This is a genomic window from Microbacterium sp. 10L49 (assembly GCF_056395125.1).
Genome location: NZ_JBFTIW010000005.1, coordinates 34,444 through 50,923 on the forward strand (window position 1 = coordinate 34,444; position 16,480 = coordinate 50,923).

Sequence of the window (16,480 nt, forward strand, 5' to 3'; positions counted from 1 at the left end):
GCTGGACGCGAGGCGGGCGCATCGGGTATCCGACGCAAGCCTCGGCTCCGACACTTCGTCATCTCCTGCGTCACGTGCTGATCCGCGGGACGACGTGCTCCCGGACCCGAATCCGCCTGTCACCGCGGGCGTCGCGGACACGCCTCCGAACCCGCCGGATCCATACGCCGAGCAGCCGTCGGCCCCGGCGCGCGCCTGGCTGCACCACCTGAACCCGCTCGCCAAGCTCGGTGCGGTGCTGCCCGCGATGGTGCTGCTGCTGTTCGTGCGGGACCTCGCGACGCCGCTCGCCTTCCTCGCGCTCGCCTACGCCGCGCTGCTGACGGGCGCGCGACTGACCGCGCGCATCTGGGCGGTGCTGCTGCTCGCGATCCCCGCGGGGATCCTCGTGCTGGGGCTGTCCATGGCGCTGTGGACGGATCCGGCACAGGTCGCCGCGACCCCCGCCGTGCTGCAAATCGGCGCATGGCAGCTGCACGCCGGCGCGCTCGAGGCCGGGTTCGCGACGGGACTGCGGCTGGCGGCGATCCTCGCGCTCTCGCTCATCTCCGGCCTCACCACGACCGGGCCGGACGTGGTGCGTGCGGGCGTGCAGCAGCTGCGGATCCCGTACCGGATCGGCTACACGGCGCTCGCGGCGTACCGGTTCGTGCCGCGCTTCGGCTACGAGCTGAGCGTGATCCGGGCGGCGCACCGGGTGCGCGGCACGCATGGCGGGCGCGGCCCGTTCGCCCGGGTCGCACGCGGCTGGGGGTACATCGTGCCGCTGCTGGCGAGCGCGATCCGGCATGCCGAGCGAGTGGCGCTGGCCATGGACTCGCGCGCCTTCGGCGCATACCCCACTCGCACCGAGCGCCATGAGGTGCCGTTCCGCGTGCGCGACGTCGTCTTCCTGGTCCTGATGCTCGCCGCCACCGCGGCTCTCCTGATCCTGACGTGATCCGGATTCAAAGCGCGCAAATGGCTCCATGCACCGCGATTTCGGAGCCATTTGTGCACTTCGAAACACAGATGAAAGGTTTCCGATGGCATACAGCAAGATGGTCAAGCCGGCCTCGGCCGGGCTCGTCCCCCTCACCGTGCTGCGGACCGAGCGGCTCGCCCCGCACTGGATCCGCGTCACCCTCGGCGGCGGCGAGATCGAACGGTTCACGCCGATGGGCTTCGACCAGTGGTTCCGGCTCTTCCTGCCTGTCGGCGGCGAGGCGGCGCTGAGCCGAGTGCCGGCCAAGGCCAACCACACCCTCGGGTACCTGAAGTTCCTCCGGATCCCCGACGGCGAGCGCCCGGTCATGCGCAACTACAGCGTGCGTGCGTTCCGCCCTGCCGCGGCCGAGGCCGGGGCAGAGCTCGACGTGGACTTCGTGCTGCACGGCTCCGCCGCCGACGGCACCGCGGGCCCGGCCTCACGGTGGGCCGAGACCTGCCGTCCGGGCGAGCACGTGCTCGTGATCGATGAGGGGCTCACCTTCAATCCCGAGCGCGGCACGGACCGGGTGGTGCTCGTCGGCGATGAGACTGCTCTGCCCGCGATCGCCGGGATCTGCGCGTCGCTGCCCACGGATGCGACCGGATCCGTGCTGCTCGAGGCGCCGTCCGCGGAGGACGCGCTGGACTTCCCGCATCCCGACGGCATCGACGTGCAGTGGTTCGTGCGCGCGCCCTCCGACCGGCCCGGCGTGCTCGCTCTGGCGGCACTGCGCGATCTGGCTCTCCCCGAGGCGCCGTTCCACGCCTATGCCGCGGGCGAGCAGGCGCTGGCTTCCGGTGCGCGCAAGCTTCTGGTCGGCGAGCGCGGCGTCGACAAGGGTCAGGTCAGCTTCTGCGGCTACTGGCGGATCGGCTCGTCCTCTCCCGCCTCCCGCGCGGCGCGCGAGACGGCGGCGGAACCGCTGGGCTGATCCCGCCCGAACCGCCTCGAACCGCCTCCGGGCGCACGGGGCGCCGAAGGCGGTTCGATCCGGTTCGGACCGGCGACGAGCTCATGAGACGAGCGCGCTCAGCTGATCTTCTTCCGATAGATGGCGATCGCGAAGCCGTAGGCGACCACGAGGATCCCGACCATCCAGGCGAGGGCGATCCAGATGCTGGATCCCACCGGCTGCTCGTTGAAAAGCGCGCGGATGGTGTTCACGATCGACGTCACCGGCTGGTACTCGGCGAACCAGGCCACCGGACCCGGCATCGATGAGGTGGGCACGAACGCCGAGCTGATGAACGGCAGGAAGATGAGCGGGTAGCTGAACGCGCTCGCGCCGTCCACCGTCTTGGCGCTCAGGCCCGCGATCACGGCCAGCCAGGTCAGCGAAAGGGTGAACAGGATGAGGATGCCGGCGATCGCCAGCCACGCCCCGACGGATGCGCCGGTGCGGAAGCCCATCGCGAACGCGACGCCGACCACGATCGCCACCGAGACGATGTTGGCGACCAGCGAGGTGAGCACGTGTGCCCAGAGCACGCTCGAACGCGCGATCGGCATGGACTGGAGCCGCTCGAAGATGCCGCCCTGCAGGTCGAGGAACAGCCGGTACGAGGTGTACGCGATGCCGGAGGCGATCGTGATGAGCAGGATGCCCGGCAGCATGTAGTCGATGTACGACTGGTCGGATCCGGTGTGGATCGCCCCGCCGAGGACATAGACGAACAGCAGCATGAGCGCGATCGGGGTCACTGCGGTGGTGATGATCGTGTCGGGGCTGCGCAGGATGTGCTTGAGCGAACGGCCGGTGAGCGTGCCGGTGTCGCTGAGGACGTGGCTGGTCATTTCACTGCCTCCTTCTTGGTGCCAGGCCCTTCGACGGGCTCAGGGGCCGGGCCCGCGGACGGGCCGACCAGGGCGAGGAAGACCTCCTCGAGAGTGGGCTGCTTCTCGACGTACTCGACCTTCGCCTGCGGCAGGAGGCGCTTGAGCTCGGCGAGCGTGCCGTTCTGGATGATGGTGCCCTCGTGCAGGATCGCGATCCGGTCGGCCAGCTGCTCCGCCTCGTCGAGGTACTGCGTGGTGAGCAGCACGGTGGTGCCGCCCTTCGCGAGCTCCTTGACGGTGTCCCAGACCTCGATCCGCGCCTGCGGGTCGAGGCCCGTGGTCGGCTCGTCGAGGAAGATCACCGGCGGATTGCCGATCAGGCTCATCGCGATGTCGAGCCGGCGCCGCATGCCGCCGGAGTAGGTGCCCGCACGGCGTCCGCCGGCGTCGGTGAGCGAGAACCTGGCGAGCAGATCGTCGGCCACGGATCCCGGATCCTTCAGGTGCCGCAGCTTCGCGACGAGCACGAGGTTCTCGCGGCCGGTGAGGATCTCATCGACCGCGGCGAACTGGCCGGTGAGGCTGATCGCGTCGCGCACGTCGTTCGGTGCCGAGGCGACGTCGACGCCGTGCACGGTCGCGGATCCGCCATCGGCCTTCAGCAGCGTCGACAGGATCCGCACCAGCGTGGTCTTGCCGGCGCCGTTCGAGCCGAGCAGGGCGAAGATGCTGCCGCGCTCGACCTCGAAGTCGACGCCGCGCAGGACCTGCAGGTCCTTGAACGCCTTGGTGACGCCCTGCACGCGGATCGCGGGGGCGGTGAGGGTGGTCATGGTCACTTCTCCTTCCGGGCGGCGTCGTCGACCGCCTTGTTGAGGCGGGTGCGCTCCTTGTCGAGCCACACCTTGCCGTTGTAAGCGCGGGCGAACGTCTCGGCGAACTCGGCCGGGTCGTGGCCCACGATGTCGCGCACCGGCGTGCCGTCGGCCGCCGCGCGCTCCCAGAGGTCGGCGAGGTCGCTGAGCATCGTCACCATGACGTCGCCGTCGGTGATGCCGCCGGCAATCATCAGGTAGCGGTCCGTGGCCTTGGCGACCGTGCCGTAGGGCTCGGGAAGGGCCTCGATGCGGGCCTTGTACTGGCGGTACTGCTTCTTCTGTTCGAGGGACCCGGTGAGGGCTTCGATCCACTTGGCGGCCATGTCAGGCTCCTTCATTCGTGTCGGTCGTGCTGCTGTCGGTGTGGCGGAGCTGTTCGATGTGCTCTGCGAGGAAGCTCCAGGTCCTCCAGAACTCGGCGAGCTGATCCCGCCCCTGCGTGTTGAGCGAGTACACCTTGCGCGGCGGACCCTTTTCGGACGGGACCTTCTCGACATCCACGAGGCCCCTCTGCTCGATCCGCACCAGCAGCGCGTAGACCGTGCCCTCCGCGATGTCGGAGAAGCCTCCGTCCCGCAGCCGCGTGGTGATCTCGTATCCATAAGCCGATCGCTCGGCCAGGATCGCCAGGACGATCCCCTCGAGAGTGCCCTTGAGCATCTCGGTCATCTGACTCGCCATCGCGATCGCCTCCTTCTTCTACTCAGTGATGTTGACTACCGGTAGACAGTAACACTGAGTACCGGTACATAGCAACACTGAATACCAATCTTTTTCAACCAGCCTTCGACGGCTGAAGGACACCGGTCGAGAGACGGAGAACGCCCTCGGATCCGAGGATCCGGGGGCGTCGATACCGACCGTCGAGACTCGCGCTCAGACCCAGTCATCGGCATGCAGCTGGCGCACGCCGCGATCATGCAAGAAGAACTGCGCCCGCAGCGGAAGCCCGAGCGCCGCCGCCCGACGTCGCATCGCCCGCGCCCAGATCCGGACGTCATCCTCCTCGCCACCCACGACGTCGCCGCCCGGCCGCTCCCACACCAGCACGACCGCGGCGTTGCCGGTGAGCTCCCGGAGCAGGCCCATTCGATGCGCGAGCAGCTGCGCCTGGCCGATCTCGCCGAGGTCTTCCACGACCACGGTCTCGAGCGGATCGCTCGGGTAGTCGGCCATGGGCATGATGGGCTCGCCGAGCCGGCCTCTCCCGTCGATGAAGAGCAGCCACATCTGCCGCTGGTTCGCCTGCTGGAGCAGCAGCTCCAGCGCATCGCGAAGGTCATCGTCGCTTTCGAGCACCTGCTCGCGCAGTGATTCAGGATTCATGCCGCCCAGCCTGGCGAGACGGCACTGCGCCTGCGGGCCTGTTCGCGCAACCGGTGCGGAACTCCGCGCGCGCCCCGCCTGTGCAGGACGATCACCGAAAGAACGCCCCCGGATCCGGAGATCCGAGGGCGTTCCTTCACGCGTCAGGCGATCAGCGCTTGCCAGCGATCTGACGTCCGACGAGATCGCGCATGATCTCGTTGGTGCCGCCGTAGATGCGGTGCACGCGGGCGTCGGTGAAGGCCTTCGCGATCGGGTACTCCATGATGTAGCCGTAGCCGCCGTGCAACTGCACGCCCATGTCGAGCACCTCCCACTCGCGCTCGGTCGTCCAGAACTTGACCTTCGCGGCGTCCTCGGCCGACAGCTTGCTGTCCTTGTAGGCGAGCAGTGCGCGGTCGACGTACGCCCACATCACCTCGGTGGTGGTGACCATGTCGGCGAGGCGGAAGCGGGTGTTCTGGAAGTCGGCGATGCGCTCTCCGAACGCCTCGCGATCCTTCGTGTAGGCGATGGTCCAGTTCGTCGCCGCCTCAGCCGCAGCCGCCGCGGCGACGCCGATCGACAGGCGCTCGAGCGGCAGGTTCATCATCAGCTGGATGAAACCCTGCCCCTCCTTGCCGCTGATGAGGTTCTCCTCGGGGATGAACACGTCGGTGAAGCTGAGCTCTGCCGTGTCCCAGCCGTGGAAGCCCATCTTGCTGAGCTTCTTGCCCTGGTCGAAGCCCTCCATGCCCTTCTCGACGATCAGCAGGCTGAAGGCGTCGGGACGGTTGCCCTCACCGGTCTTGACGAAGGTCACGATGATGTCCGCCGTGGTCCCCGACGAGATGAACGTCTTGGCGCCGTTGAGGATGTAGCCGCCGTCGACCCTCTTCGCATTGGTCTTGATGCCGCGCAGGTCGGAGCCGGCACCCGGATCGGTCATCGCGAGCGCGCCGAGCACCTCGCCGGTCGCCATGCGCGGCAGCCACTTCGCCTTCTGCTCCGGTGTGCCCATGTGCACGAGGTAGGGGACGGCCAGATCGTCCTGGATCCCGAACGCGCCGGCGAGCGATCCCGCACCGGCCGCGATGACCTCTTCCATCACGATGGTGCGGAAGCGGTAGTCCTGCAGCATCCCGGCGCCGCCGAACTCCTCGGGCACGGAGAGCCCGATCAATCCAGCCTCGCCCGCCGCGAGCATGGTCGCGCGGTCGATCTCGCCGGCCGCCTCCCAGCGCTCGATGGCCTCGTTCGTGACGTGGCGCTTGATGAAGTCCTTGACCAGGTCGCGGAATGCCTCGTGGTCCTCGTCGTAGATGTCGCGTTCCATCGCGCTCCTCCAGATCGTGTGTGCGTCTTCGCTCTCGCGATCCTATGCGGAAAATCGCGGATCTCGGCGCAAATTGTGGGAATGCATCCCACTGATGGTGAGACTCGGTGTCACGATTTGTGCGATCGCTCCAGCGGCGCCGAGGGGCGCTGGAGGCCCGCCTTCGCCGACGCGCGAACAGGCGCGGCAACGCAGACCGACGATGCCGATCAGCCCAGGTACGCGGGAGCTGCGGCGAGCCCGAAGAACTGCTCGAGCGTGACGTAGCCCCCGTCGTGATACGCCGTCGCGAGGGGTACGCCGATGTAGCGGAGGTGCCAGGGCTCGGGATCGTATCCGGTCACCGGTGTCTGGCCGGCGACGTAGCGGACGATGAAGCCGTACTGCCAGCCGTTCGCGGCGACCCACGCGCCGGCCGACGTGCTGCCGAAGGAGTCGATGTCGCCGCAGCCACCCGCGCACGAGACCACATCGGCGGCGAGGCCGGTCTGATGCTCGCTGTGGCCGGGGCGGGCGGAGAGGGCATCGCCCTGCGCCTGGCCGAATTGAGCGATCTGCCCCGAGTACGTCTGCACCTGGGTGTCGTACGAGCGATAGCCGCTGGCGAGCGCGATCGAGCCGACGCCTGCCGCATCCGCCGCGGCGGAGAGCTGGTCCAGGGCGTGCGCCGTGTCGGAGCGCAGCGATCCCGCTCCGTCGACGGAGAGCGCAGGATCACCGAGGGAAGTCGGCGCGTAGGTCACCGGGTTGAGCGGCCGGGTCTTGTTCACCACGACCCAGTCCCGGCTCGGGTCGGCCAGGTCGATGCACGGGGCGTTGCCTGCGGCGACCGCGTCCCGGAACGCCGCGCCGCCGCCGAATGCCGTCACCACGGCGTCGTCGCCGCCGGACGCCAGCGCCTGCTGCACGCCAGCTTGCGCGCAGGGGTTCGCCGCCGGCGTCGCGTGCAGCTGCACGGACGGGAGACTCGTGGCAGCCTCGGGCATCGTGATCCCGGCCGGCTTCGGATCCGCCGCGGCGTGCCCACCAGGGCCGGCCTTGGCCGAGCCGTCCGCAAGCGCCCAGAGCGCACCGATCAGCGCGACCGCCAGCCCGAGGATGACGAACAGCCGGAACGTCACTCGCGGATCCATGCGGCGCGCGCGAGTCGGGTGCCGCGGGTCTGCCACGGGTCCATTCTCACCGGCGGACCTGGACATCCGCGACATTCGAAGTTTTTGACGATCTCTTCTTGACTCTTTATCGTTGTTATGTTCGAATATTGCTATGAGGTGGCAAGGGCAAAGGGTCGACGAGACGGACGCGCAGGCGCTGCCCGGCATGGAGAACCGCACGGGGTTCCTCCGCACCGTGACGACGCCGGAGTTCGCGGGCATGACGTTCCACGAAGTTCTCGCGAAGTCGGCGCTGAACCATGTACCCGGCCCCTCGAAGATGCCGTTCGACTGGACCGTCAACCCGTACCGGGGATGCAGTCATGCGTGCGTCTACTGCTTCGCCCGGGGGACGCACACCTATCTCGATTTGGACGCGGGGCGCGATTTCGACTCGCAGATCGTGGTCAAGGTGAACGTGGTGGAGACGCTCGAGAAGGAGCTGCGCCGCGGATCCTGGAAGCACGAGACGGTCGCGCTCGGCACGAACACGGATCCATACCAGCGCGCGGAGGGGCGTTACCGGCTGATGCCGGGGATCATCCGCGCACTGGCCGATTCCGGGACGCCGTTCTCGGTGCTCACCAAAGGCACACTGATCCGCCGCGACATCCCGGTGCTCGTGGAGGCCGCCGCCCGGGTGCCTGTGGACGTGCAGCTGTCGATCGCGATGTTCGATGAGACGTTGCGCGAGGCGATCGAGCACGGGGCGCCGTCCACGCAGGCGCGGCTCGACACGGTGCGTGCGCTCAGCGATGCCGGATTCCGGGTCGGGGTGTTCCTGATGCCGATCCTGCCGCACCTCACCGACTCGGTGAACGCGATCGACGACGCACTGCGACGCATCAAGGAGTCCGGCGCCGACCACGTCATCTACGGGGCACTGCACCTGAGGCAGGGCGTGAAGCCCTGGTTCCTGCAGTGGCTGTCGCAGCACCGGCCCGATCTGCTGTCGTCCTACCGTGTGCTGTATCCCGGATCCGCGGCCGAGGCGCCGAAGGACTATCGCCGGTGGCTCGCACGGCGAGTCAAGCCACTGATCCGGATGCACGGGCTGGAGGCGCTGCACTCCGACGATCGCCCGGCGCGGGGCAGCAGAACGGCTCCGGAGCGCGCAGTGCGCGCCCCGGAGCCGTTATCGACCCTGTTCTGACCACGGCGCCGGCTCAGAGCGGCGCCATGGTCAGAGCCGCGGCGAACTCAGGGCCGTACCGAACCGGCAGGTGGAACCGGGCTCAGTACCAATTCGTGGCCTGCGAGTGACCCCAGGCCGAGCACGGGGTGCCGTAGACGCTGGAGATGTAGCCGAGGCCCCACTTGATCTGCGTGGTGGCGTTGGTCTCCCAGTCATCGCCCGCGCTGGCCATCTTGCCCCCGGGCAGCGCCTGCGGGATGCCGGTCGCGCCGGACGGGTTGTAGGCCTGGTAGTTCCAGCCGGACTCCTTGTTCCACAGCGAGTTCAGGCACTGGAACTGGTCATCGCCCCAGCCGTAGTCACTGGCCATGATCTGCTGCGCGGCGGCGCGGGCGCCGTCCGGAGTGTTCGCCGCGGCCTGCGCCTCGGCGGCGGCCTGAGCGGCAGCGGCGGCCGCAGCAGCCGCGGCATCCGCCGCCTGCTTCTGTGCGACGGCGTTGTTCAGGTTGGTGCGGACCTCGGCGACCTGCGACTCGACCTTCTCGGAGTAGTCGGCGACGGCCACGGCGAGCGCGGTGTGCACAGAGCCCTTGTGCGATGCCGCGTCCGACAGCACCTCGTGCGCCGAAGTCAGGCCGGTCGCGTCGACGAGCTTGCGCGCCTGGCCGAGATCGAGGCCCGAGGCCTTCACATCGGCGTTCACGGAGGCGGCGTCGGTCATCGCGGTCTTGGCGGTGTCGAGTGCCGCGCGCACCTGCGCCTGCTGGTTGTAGGCGGTCACGTCGTCGACCTGAGCCAGGGCCGGAGAGGCGGCGGCGACGGTCGGGGCGACGAGCACGGCACCGCCGACGACGAGGGCGCCGAGCACGGCCGTCGCGCTCACGATGGCGACGGTCTTACTGCGGGCAGAGCGGAAGAACGGGTTTCTCGACATGACGAAGTAACGATCCTTGAAGTCTTCAGCGCCGCTCGGGTAGCGACGTCAACGCCTCGGGTCGGGCGTACAAGGTAACGATCCTGCATCACTGTTCCTGGGAGCCCACCGAGGATCCCGGGATCCTGCACAATATTTTGTCCGAATTCTCAGGTTCCGATTTCGTGGCCGATCTCCGACCGCATCCCGCTGTTCACGCTGCTGGGACCCGCCTTGTCGGAGGCTCCGGATAGCGTCTCCTCATGGTCACGCTTCGCCCCTGGCAGCCCGAGGACCGGCCGTTGCTCGATGCCTTCAACACGCCCGCGATGACGGCGCATCTCGTCGCGACCGAGAGCGCGGAGGAGCTGGAGCAGCGGCATCTTCGCTACCTGAAGGAGGATCTGCCCGGGCGCATGCTCGTGATCGTCGACGGATCCGAGCCCGTCGGAACGATCGGCTACTGGGAGACCCTCGAAGGCGGTGAGGTCGTCTGGGAGACCGGCTGGGGAGTGCTCCCCCAGCACCAAGGGCGCGGGCTGGCCGGGCTGGCGCTCCAGGAACTCCTCGCCGTCGTCCGCGCGGATGGACGGCACGACGAGATCCATGCCTACCCCGCCGTCGACAATGAGCCCTCGAACGCGCTCTGCCGCCGTGCGGGGTTCACGCTGCGCGCGACCCGGCGGTTCCCGTTCCGTGGCGAGGAGCTGCTCAGCAACGACTGGGCGCTCGTGCTCTGACTCGTTCCCCGACTGGGACTCCCGGGTGCACGGAAGGGCCGGGAGTGCGGCTCCGGAATCATCCGGACCTGGTGCTCCCGGCCCTTTCATGTGATGGCGCGGCGCGCGGCCGCGCGGCGCTCAGGAGGTGAGGTCTGCCGCCGACGGCATGCGACCGGCGATCTCCTCGATGACGTCGTCGCCCAGGCGGGCCTCCTCGAAGGGTGCGTCGATCTCGGCGCGGTTCAGCAGCTCCGTCATCCTGCGGCCACGCGGACGGGTGATCAGCGTGACGACGCGGCCCGCGTTGCCGGCACGGCCGGTGCGGCCGGAGCGGTGCAGGTACGTCTTGTACTCGTCGGGCGCATCGGCCTGCACGACCAGGTCGATGTCGTCGACGTGGATGCCGCGCGCGGCGACGTCGGTCGCGACGAGCACGTTCACCTTGCCGGAGGTGAGCTTCTGCAGGTTGCGCGTGCGCTTGGCCTGATTCAGGTCGCCGTGCAGCGAGACCGCGGGGATCCCGGCGTCCTCGAACTGCTCGGCGAGCTGCTCGGCGAAGGCGCGCGTGCGGGAGAAGACGAGCGTGCGTCCGTCGCGGTCGACCAGCGAGGCGAGGATCTCCGCCTTGTCCCGGTGCTCGATCACGAGCACGCGGTGCTCGATCGTGCCGGAGTCCTGGGTCTCACCGGCCACCTCGAACACGGCCGGATCCACGAGGAACTCGTCCACGAGCGCGGCGACTTCGCGGTCCAGCGTGGCCGAGAACAGCAGCTTCTGGCTGCCCTCCCCCGTCGCGCGGAGGATCCGCTGCACCGGCTCGACGAATCCGAGCTCGCACATGTGGTCGGCCTCGTCGAGCACGGCGATCCGCACGTCGGAGAGGTCGAGCTTGCCCTGGTTGATCAGGTCCTCGATGCGGCCGGGCGTGCCGATCACGATGTCGACGCCCTTCTTCAGCGCACCGACCTGGCGCGCCTGGGGCACGCCGCCGTAGATCTGCGTGGTGAACAGGCCGACGCTGCGCGCGATCGGCTGCACGGTGCGGTCGATCTGCAGCGCGAGCTCACGCGTCGGGGCGAGGATGATCGCCTGCGGCGCACGACCGAACTCGCGCTTCGTGCCCTTCTGCGCCTTCAGGATGCTCTCCACGAGAGGAGCGCCGAATGCGATGGTCTTGCCGGATCCGGTGCGCCCGCGGGCGAGCACGTCGCGCCCCTCGAGCACGGCGGGGATGGAGGCCGCCTGGATCGGGAACGGCGTCGCCGCGCCCATGTTTGTCAGCACCTCGACGATGTTCGATCCGAGTCCGAGATCGCCGAAGGTCACGTCCGCGACCTCTTCGGCCTGCACGGTCTGCGCCTCGAGGCGCTCATGCACGACATCCTCGACCTGCTCGTGCTTCGGACCGCGATCCGCGGTGCGGTTCCAGTCGCTGCGGCTCGGCCCGTCCGTGCGGCGAGGGCGGTCATCCCGACGGGGACGATCGTCGCGGCTCGGGCGCTCGGTGCGGTCGAAGCGCGGGCGCTCGGCCCGGTCGTCCCGGCGGGCGCGGTCATCACGGTCGAACCGCGGGCGGTCGAACGACGGGCGGCCCGCGCGGTCGTCGCGCTGCGGGCGGTCGCTCCGGTCGAAACGCGGGCGCTCATCACGCTGCGGGCGATCGCTCCGATCGAAACGCGGGCGCTCATCACGCTGCGGACGGTCGCTCCGATCGAAACGCGCGCGGTCATCACGCTGCGGACGGTCGCTCCGATCGAAACGCGCGCGGTCATCACGCTGCGGACGGTCGCTCCGGTCGAAACGCGGGCGCTCGGTCCTGCCGGCGCGGTCGTCGTACCGGGGACGGTCATTCCGGTCGAATCGCGGACGGTCATCACGCTGCGGACGCTCATCGCGGTCGAACCGCGGACGCTCGGTCCGGCCGGCGCGATCGTCGTACCGCGGGCGGTCGTCGCGACGCGAGCGGTCGTCCCGGTCGAAGCGGGGGCGGTCATCCCGGCGGTGCGGTGCGTCGATGCGTCCCGATTCGGCACGGTTGCGAATCGAGCGCGACTCGTCGCGGCCGGCGCGCTCCTGCGCAGACCAACGCTGCTTCGGCGCACGCTCGCCCGCCGCGGGCTCGGGGCGGTAGCCGCGGTGGCTCGGGGACCGGCTTCCGGGACGCGAGTCCACGCGCCGGTCGTCGCGGGCCGGACGGGCATCGCGGTCGAATCCGCCGCGGCCGGACTCGCCGTCGCGGGCGGGGCGCCCCTGGTTGTGGCGATCGTGGAAGGAGGTCTTCTTCGCGTAACGCGGCTCGAAGTTCGCCGAGGGGCGTCCGCCCTTGGGCTTGTGGTTCTTGGGCACGGGTATGTCCTTTGTCTGGTTCTCGCACGAGAACAGCACCCCGCCGCCCTCATAGGGCGCGGGGATACCCGGGCAGTCGTCGGCCGGGGGCCATTCATGTGATGGATGAAGCGCTCAGCGATGTCCGCCGAACTCACCATCGGCCCCTGGGCTCACACGTTCGCACACATCCGCGCCCGACGGGGATCCCGTGGGGCTGCGGTTGCCCGAAGCCGACGCTTCCACTCTACCGGAGTCACCTGGGAACCCGCCCGGCGCCCCTGCCGCTCTACGATGGCGGCATGACCACTCCGACCGGCGTCCAGGTCCACCTCGAGGCGGACGGCGTCCGCGCGCAGATCTCGCAGGTCGGCGCTTCCCTCCGGCACCTCGTCGTCGGCGACACCACGGTCGTCCCGCCCTACCCCGATGACCGCCCGGCTCCCTCCTGCTCCGGTGTCGTTCTCGTCCCGTGGCCCAACCGGATCCGCGACGGCATCTGGGTCGACGGCGACGAGACCCGCGCGCTCGCGATCACCGAGCCGAAGCTGAACAACGCGATCCACGGGCTGCTGCGCTACACGGCCTACGAGATCGCCGAGCAGAGCGACGCGAGCGTGCTGCTGCGCGCGAACGTGGTGCCGCAGATCGGCTATCCCTACCTGCTGGAGACGAGTGTGTGTTACTCGCTCGGCCCCGACGGCGTCACCGCCGAGCACGCGATCGTGAACCGCTCCGAGGCTCCGGCCCCGGTCGCACTGGGAACGCACCCCTTCCTCACCGTCTCGGGAGCGGATCCGAAGCAGCTCCTCCTGCGCATCCCCGCCGAGACGTTCTTCGAGACCGACGACCGGCTGCTGCCGATCGGCGAGTCGCCCGTGTCCGACGGCACCGACCTGCGCGCGCCCCAGCACCTCGCCGACGTGCAGCTCGACACCGGCTTCGCCACGCTCCACCGCGACCCGGACGGACACGTGCGCAGCACGCTCACCGCCCCCGACGGTCGCGTGGTCACGCTCTGGCAGGGCCCGGGGCTGGACTACCTGCAGGCGTACACGAGCACGAGCTATCCGGGACAGGAGCTCGTGGTCGCCCTCGAGCCGATGTCCGCCCCCGCCGAGGCGTTCAACTCGGGCCGCGGTCTGCGCCGTCTCGCGCCCGGTGAGATCTGGACCGTGCAGTGGGGCGTGACGCTGACGTCCTGAACCGCGCCGATCGACAACGCCGGCGAGCGGCCTGACCACACGGTCGGCACGGCAACCCTCACCGGACAGGCGGACCGGTCCGGCGCCGTGTGGATGCGACATCGGCGACACCTCTGGTTCCGGTGCGGTTCAGAATGGCGCGGTTTCGTCGTGGGGTGGCGGGTCCGGTTCGTCGGTGGTGAAGGTGACGGGTGCGGGTGGCTTGTCGATGTAGGTCGATCCGGCGGGGCTGGTCCATTCCAGAACCCCGGCGCCGCGTTGGCTCACTTTCCAGGCGGTCTGGTGCTTCAGGACGTGGTGGCGTCGGCAGAGACCCCCGAGGTTGCCCTCCTCGGTAGCGCCGCCGAAGGCGGCGTCGATGGTGTGGTCGAGGTCTTGGGCAGTGGGTGGGAGCCCACAGGTGGGGAACCGGCAGCGGGAGTCCCTGGCGTGCAGGAGTCGGCGCAGGTCGGCGTTGGGCCGGTAGTGGTCCACGGCGAGGATCGACCCGGTGACCGGATGTGTGAGCACCCGTTCCCATGCCGTGGCCCCGCCGGCGAGGATCCGGGCGGTGTCGGTGTCGATGGGTTGTCCGCCGGCGAGTTCGGCCGGCTGCTCGGTGCGGATGCCGAAGGTCGCGCCCCAGCCCGCGTGAGCGGTGTCGGTACCGGCGCCCGTCCCTGACCTGTGCTCGCGTGCGCCAACCACGTCGGTGGCCATCGCGGTGAACACGGGGATCGTGACCTCGACTCGCGCCTGGATCGCGGACAGCATGCCCGCGATCGTGTCGTGCCCGGCCGGGGTGCCGGTGAGGAGGGTGTCGGCGCAGAGGTCCGCGCGAAGCTGATTCGTGTTTCGGTCGTCGCCCGAGTCGCCGAGACCGTCCGGATCCGGGCCAAGTTCCGCGGCGGCATCCTTCGCCGCCTGGGCGTTCGCAACTTGCACGGCCCGAGCCTGTTGCGTGAGTCGGTCGTAAATCCCGTCGATCACCGCGGCCGCGTGGATCAGCCCGAGCATCTTCTGCCCGTCCGGGAGCTCCTCCCGCCACACGGTGCGCTTCGCCTGCGCGTCCCTATGCCGGTCGGTGAGGCTCCGCGGGGCGAGCCTTTCTGCGACCCGCTCCACCACCCTCTTCGCCCGGTGCGGAGTCTCCCCGACGCACGCATCGACCGCTGCCTGCTCGAACTCGGCCCGCACCTCATCGTCCAGGCGTGCGCCGGCATCTTGGATGAGGCGCACGTGGGCGGTGTTGATCCGCGCCTCCGTGAACGCCTGCATCGTGGCCGGTTACCGGGTCATCAGTTCCGCGGCCCGCACCATCCGCCCCTGCACGACACGGTCGGACATGTGCAGCACCGCCGCCAACTCCGCCGCAACACTGCGCGCGGCGAGATCCACCGACTCACCCTGCACCCCCGGCGTACCGTCCGCGGTGGCGAGGTCCTCCGCAAGCCGCTGTGCGACGGCGAGGTGCGCTTCCTTCAACGCCTGCAACCGGATGATCGTCGCCTCGGTCGTCGCCAACCCGTCCGTCAGCGCGGCAAGCACGACGGCCGGATCCACCGGGTCAACCCCGGGATCCACCACCGTTTCGGTCGAGCTCGTCATACCCCCCATTCAACCCGGGGCCACCGACATTCCGGGCTCGAAAAGGTCCAGATCAGATCCACAAAAGATCACGAACAGATCACGAAACCTTCGATCGCGTCCGCCGCCGAACGTCGGGCGGAGATCCGCGCAAACTCGCCGCCGGACAACCAACGAGCTCACCGCCGCACAACCAACGAGCCCCCGACAATGCGCGGCTCCGACCCGTCGCATCCCCCTTGGGATATCCTGCTCGGGAATCATCTTTCCGGCATGCGGATAATCGCGCCCGGATCTCGAAGGAGAGGATCCGCATGGCCGCTGAGAGCTCCACCGGCGTCAAGTCGGTCTCGCGCGTCTTCGATCTGCTCGAGCTCATCGCCGACGCCGGCGGCGATGCCACGATCAGCCAGCTGTCGACCGCCGCCGAGCTGCCGCTGCCCACGATCCATCGACTCCTGCGCACACTGGTCGCGGAGGGCTACGCACGCCAGCTCGCCAACCGCCGCTACGCCCTGGGACCCAAGCTCGTGCGCCTGGGCGAGGTCGCGAACCGCCAGTTCGGCCTGATGGCGATGCCGCAGCTCAAGTCGCTCGTCGCGCGCCTCGGCGAGACCGCGAACCTGGCCACGATCGACGGCGACAGCGTCGTCTACGTCTCGCAGGCCCCGTCCCCGCATGCAATGCGCATGTTCACCGAGGTGGGCGGCCGTGCGGCGCTGCACTCCACGAGCGTCGGCAAGGCGATCCTCGCCCAGCTCGACGACGACCAGGTGCGCGAGATCATCGCCCGCGCGGGCATGCCGCATTCCACTCCGCGTTCACTCGAGACGATCGACGCACTGCTCGCGGATCTCGCGCTGAGCCGCGAGCGCGGCTACGCGGTCGATGACGGCGAGCACGAGGTCGGCGTGCGCTGCTTCGCGATGGCGGTGCCGAACATGCCGGTGCTCACCGCGGTCTCGATCTCTGGTCCGATGTCGCGCGTCGGCGAGGACTTCGCCGAGCAGGCGATCCCGGTGCTGCGCGAGGTCGTGGCCGACATCTCGGCCGTGACGAACGCGATCTGAGCGCCAACAGGGCCGTCGCGCTTCGCGCGCCGCGCCTTGACGGATGCCGATCCGTCGTCTTAGGCTGTCGATGTTTTCGGAACACGGTTTCCGTATATCGGAAACAGCGCGAATCTACTGGCGGT

17 protein-coding genes are annotated in these 16,480 nt (G+C 69.2%); 6 read left to right on the forward strand and 11 right to left on the reverse strand.

Annotated elements, in window-relative coordinates:
• The first annotated feature begins 199 nt into the window (after nucleotides 1–199).
• Nucleotides 200–940, forward strand: a complete 741-nt coding sequence (locus AC1DCT_RS17680; RefSeq protein WP_477430556.1) for an energy-coupling factor transporter transmembrane component T family protein — start codon at nucleotides 200–202, stop codon at nucleotides 938–940.
• A gap of 85 nt (nucleotides 941–1,025) precedes the next feature.
• A complete protein-coding gene (locus AC1DCT_RS17685; RefSeq protein ID WP_477430527.1) occupies nucleotides 1,026–1,901 on the forward strand; it encodes a siderophore-interacting protein in 876 nt (291 codons plus the stop codon).
• A 98-nt stretch (nucleotides 1,902–1,999) separates the two neighbouring features.
• Here AC1DCT_RS17685 and AC1DCT_RS17690 read toward each other — a convergent pair whose 3' ends face one another.
• The 7 genes from AC1DCT_RS17690 to AC1DCT_RS17720 all read right to left on the reverse strand — a co-directional run bounded on the left by AC1DCT_RS17690 (nucleotide 2,000) and on the right by AC1DCT_RS17720 (nucleotide 7,434).
• Nucleotides 2,000–2,764, reverse strand: coding sequence for an ABC transporter permease (locus AC1DCT_RS17690; protein ID WP_477430528.1), 765 nt, complete (start codon nucleotides 2,762–2,764; stop codon nucleotides 2,000–2,002).
• Nucleotides 2,761–3,579, reverse strand: a complete 819-nt coding sequence (locus tag AC1DCT_RS17695) for an ABC transporter ATP-binding protein (RefSeq protein WP_477430529.1) — start codon at nucleotides 3,577–3,579, stop codon at nucleotides 2,761–2,763. Before AC1DCT_RS17695 ends, AC1DCT_RS17690 begins: the two co-directional genes overlap by 4 nt.
• A gap of 2 nt (nucleotides 3,580–3,581) precedes the next feature.
• Nucleotides 3,582–3,947, reverse strand: a complete 366-nt coding sequence (locus AC1DCT_RS17700) for a DUF1048 domain-containing protein (protein ID WP_477229735.1) — start codon at nucleotides 3,945–3,947, stop codon at nucleotides 3,582–3,584.
• Nucleotide 3,948: 1 nt separating this feature from the next.
• Nucleotides 3,949–4,305 carry a PadR family transcriptional regulator gene (locus AC1DCT_RS17705; protein WP_440733138.1) on the reverse strand — a complete coding sequence of 119 codons (357 nt, stop codon included), beginning with the start codon at nucleotides 4,303–4,305 and terminating at the stop codon, nucleotides 3,949–3,951.
• Between the two features lie 195 nt (nucleotides 4,306–4,500).
• Nucleotides 4,501–4,950, reverse strand: coding sequence for a hypothetical protein (locus AC1DCT_RS17710; RefSeq protein WP_477430530.1), 450 nt, complete (start codon nucleotides 4,948–4,950; stop codon nucleotides 4,501–4,503).
• 151 nt (nucleotides 4,951–5,101) lie between these two features.
• A complete protein-coding gene (locus AC1DCT_RS17715) occupies nucleotides 5,102–6,265 on the reverse strand; it encodes an acyl-CoA dehydrogenase family protein (protein ID WP_477430531.1) in 1,164 nt (387 codons plus the stop codon).
• Nucleotides 6,266–6,474: 209 nt separating this feature from the next.
• Nucleotides 6,475–7,434: a M15 family metallopeptidase gene (locus tag AC1DCT_RS17720; RefSeq protein WP_441977336.1), complete on the reverse strand. Its 960-nt coding sequence runs from the start codon at nucleotides 7,432–7,434 to the stop codon at nucleotides 6,475–6,477.
• A 97-nt stretch (nucleotides 7,435–7,531) separates the two neighbouring features.
• On the opposite strand from AC1DCT_RS17720, the gene AC1DCT_RS17725 reads away from it, so the two are divergent.
• Nucleotides 7,532–8,572, forward strand: a complete 1,041-nt coding sequence (locus tag AC1DCT_RS17725) for an Rv2578c family radical SAM protein (RefSeq protein ID WP_441977337.1) — start codon at nucleotides 7,532–7,534, stop codon at nucleotides 8,570–8,572.
• Between the two features lie 82 nt (nucleotides 8,573–8,654).
• Here the strand turns inward: AC1DCT_RS17725 and AC1DCT_RS17730 are convergent, their stop codons facing one another.
• On the reverse strand, nucleotides 8,655–9,488 hold the full coding sequence (locus tag AC1DCT_RS17730; RefSeq protein WP_440733133.1) for an aggregation-promoting factor C-terminal-like domain-containing protein: 834 nt from the start codon (nucleotides 9,486–9,488) through the stop codon (nucleotides 8,655–8,657).
• Nucleotides 9,489–9,730: 242 nt separating this feature from the next.
• Between AC1DCT_RS17730 and AC1DCT_RS17735 the strand changes: the two genes are divergently transcribed.
• Nucleotides 9,731–10,207: a GNAT family N-acetyltransferase gene (locus tag AC1DCT_RS17735; RefSeq protein WP_477430532.1), complete on the forward strand. Its 477-nt coding sequence runs from the start codon at nucleotides 9,731–9,733 to the stop codon at nucleotides 10,205–10,207.
• Between the two features lie 120 nt (nucleotides 10,208–10,327).
• Here AC1DCT_RS17735 and AC1DCT_RS17740 read toward each other — a convergent pair whose 3' ends face one another.
• Entirely contained in the window at nucleotides 10,328–12,535 is a 2,208-nt protein-coding gene (locus tag AC1DCT_RS17740; protein WP_477430533.1) for a DEAD/DEAH box helicase, read from the reverse strand.
• Nucleotides 12,536–12,816: 281 nt separating this feature from the next.
• Between AC1DCT_RS17740 and AC1DCT_RS17745 the strand changes: the two genes are divergently transcribed.
• Complete coding sequence (locus AC1DCT_RS17745; RefSeq protein WP_477430534.1) at nucleotides 12,817–13,719, forward strand: aldose 1-epimerase family protein; 903 nt, start codon at nucleotides 12,817–12,819, stop codon at nucleotides 13,717–13,719.
• 129 nt (nucleotides 13,720–13,848) lie between these two features.
• Here AC1DCT_RS17745 and AC1DCT_RS17750 read toward each other — a convergent pair whose 3' ends face one another.
• Together AC1DCT_RS17750 and AC1DCT_RS17755 are read right to left on the reverse strand one after the other, a co-directional pair.
• Nucleotides 13,849–14,976: an HNH endonuclease signature motif containing protein gene (locus AC1DCT_RS17750; protein ID WP_477430535.1), complete on the reverse strand. Its 1,128-nt coding sequence runs from the start codon at nucleotides 14,974–14,976 to the stop codon at nucleotides 13,849–13,851.
• A 9-nt stretch (nucleotides 14,977–14,985) separates the two neighbouring features.
• Entirely contained in the window at nucleotides 14,986–15,306 is a 321-nt protein-coding gene (locus AC1DCT_RS17755; protein ID WP_477430536.1) for a hypothetical protein, read from the reverse strand.
• Nucleotides 15,307–15,599: 293 nt separating this feature from the next.
• Between AC1DCT_RS17755 and AC1DCT_RS17760 the strand changes: the two genes are divergently transcribed.
• Nucleotides 15,600–16,355: an IclR family transcriptional regulator gene (locus AC1DCT_RS17760; protein WP_477430537.1), complete on the forward strand. Its 756-nt coding sequence runs from the start codon at nucleotides 15,600–15,602 to the stop codon at nucleotides 16,353–16,355.
• Nucleotides 16,356–16,480: the final 125 nt, after the last annotated feature.

Coding starts and splice junctions, on each gene's coding strand:
- AC1DCT_RS17685 (WP_477430527.1), top strand. CDS start 1,026: ATGGCATACAGCAAGATGGTCAAGCCGGCCTCGGCCGGGCTCGTCCCC.
- AC1DCT_RS17690 (WP_477430528.1), bottom strand. CDS start 2,764: ATGACCAGCCACGTCCTCAGCGACACCGGCACGCTCACCGGCCGTTCG.
- AC1DCT_RS17695 (WP_477430529.1), bottom strand. CDS start 3,579: ATGACCACCCTCACCGCCCCCGCGATCCGCGTGCAGGGCGTCACCAAG.
- AC1DCT_RS17700 (WP_477229735.1), bottom strand. CDS start 3,947: ATGGCCGCCAAGTGGATCGAAGCCCTCACCGGGTCCCTCGAACAGAAG.
- AC1DCT_RS17705 (WP_440733138.1), bottom strand. CDS start 4,305: ATGGCGAGTCAGATGACCGAGATGCTCAAGGGCACTCTCGAGGGGATC.
- AC1DCT_RS17710 (WP_477430530.1), bottom strand. CDS start 4,950: ATGAATCCTGAATCACTGCGCGAGCAGGTGCTCGAAAGCGACGATGAC.
- AC1DCT_RS17715 (WP_477430531.1), bottom strand. CDS start 6,265: ATGGAACGCGACATCTACGACGAGGACCACGAGGCATTCCGCGACCTG.
- AC1DCT_RS17725 (WP_441977337.1), top strand. CDS start 7,532: ATGAGGTGGCAAGGGCAAAGGGTCGACGAGACGGACGCGCAGGCGCTG.
- AC1DCT_RS17730 (WP_440733133.1), bottom strand. CDS start 9,488: ATGTCGAGAAACCCGTTCTTCCGCTCTGCCCGCAGTAAGACCGTCGCC.
- AC1DCT_RS17735 (WP_477430532.1), top strand. CDS start 9,731: ATGGTCACGCTTCGCCCCTGGCAGCCCGAGGACCGGCCGTTGCTCGAT.
- AC1DCT_RS17745 (WP_477430534.1), top strand. CDS start 12,817: ATGACCACTCCGACCGGCGTCCAGGTCCACCTCGAGGCGGACGGCGTC.
- AC1DCT_RS17750 (WP_477430535.1), bottom strand. CDS start 14,976: ATGCAGGCGTTCACGGAGGCGCGGATCAACACCGCCCACGTGCGCCTC.
- AC1DCT_RS17755 (WP_477430536.1), bottom strand. CDS start 15,306: ATGACGAGCTCGACCGAAACGGTGGTGGATCCCGGGGTTGACCCGGTG.
- AC1DCT_RS17760 (WP_477430537.1), top strand. CDS start 15,600: ATGGCCGCTGAGAGCTCCACCGGCGTCAAGTCGGTCTCGCGCGTCTTC.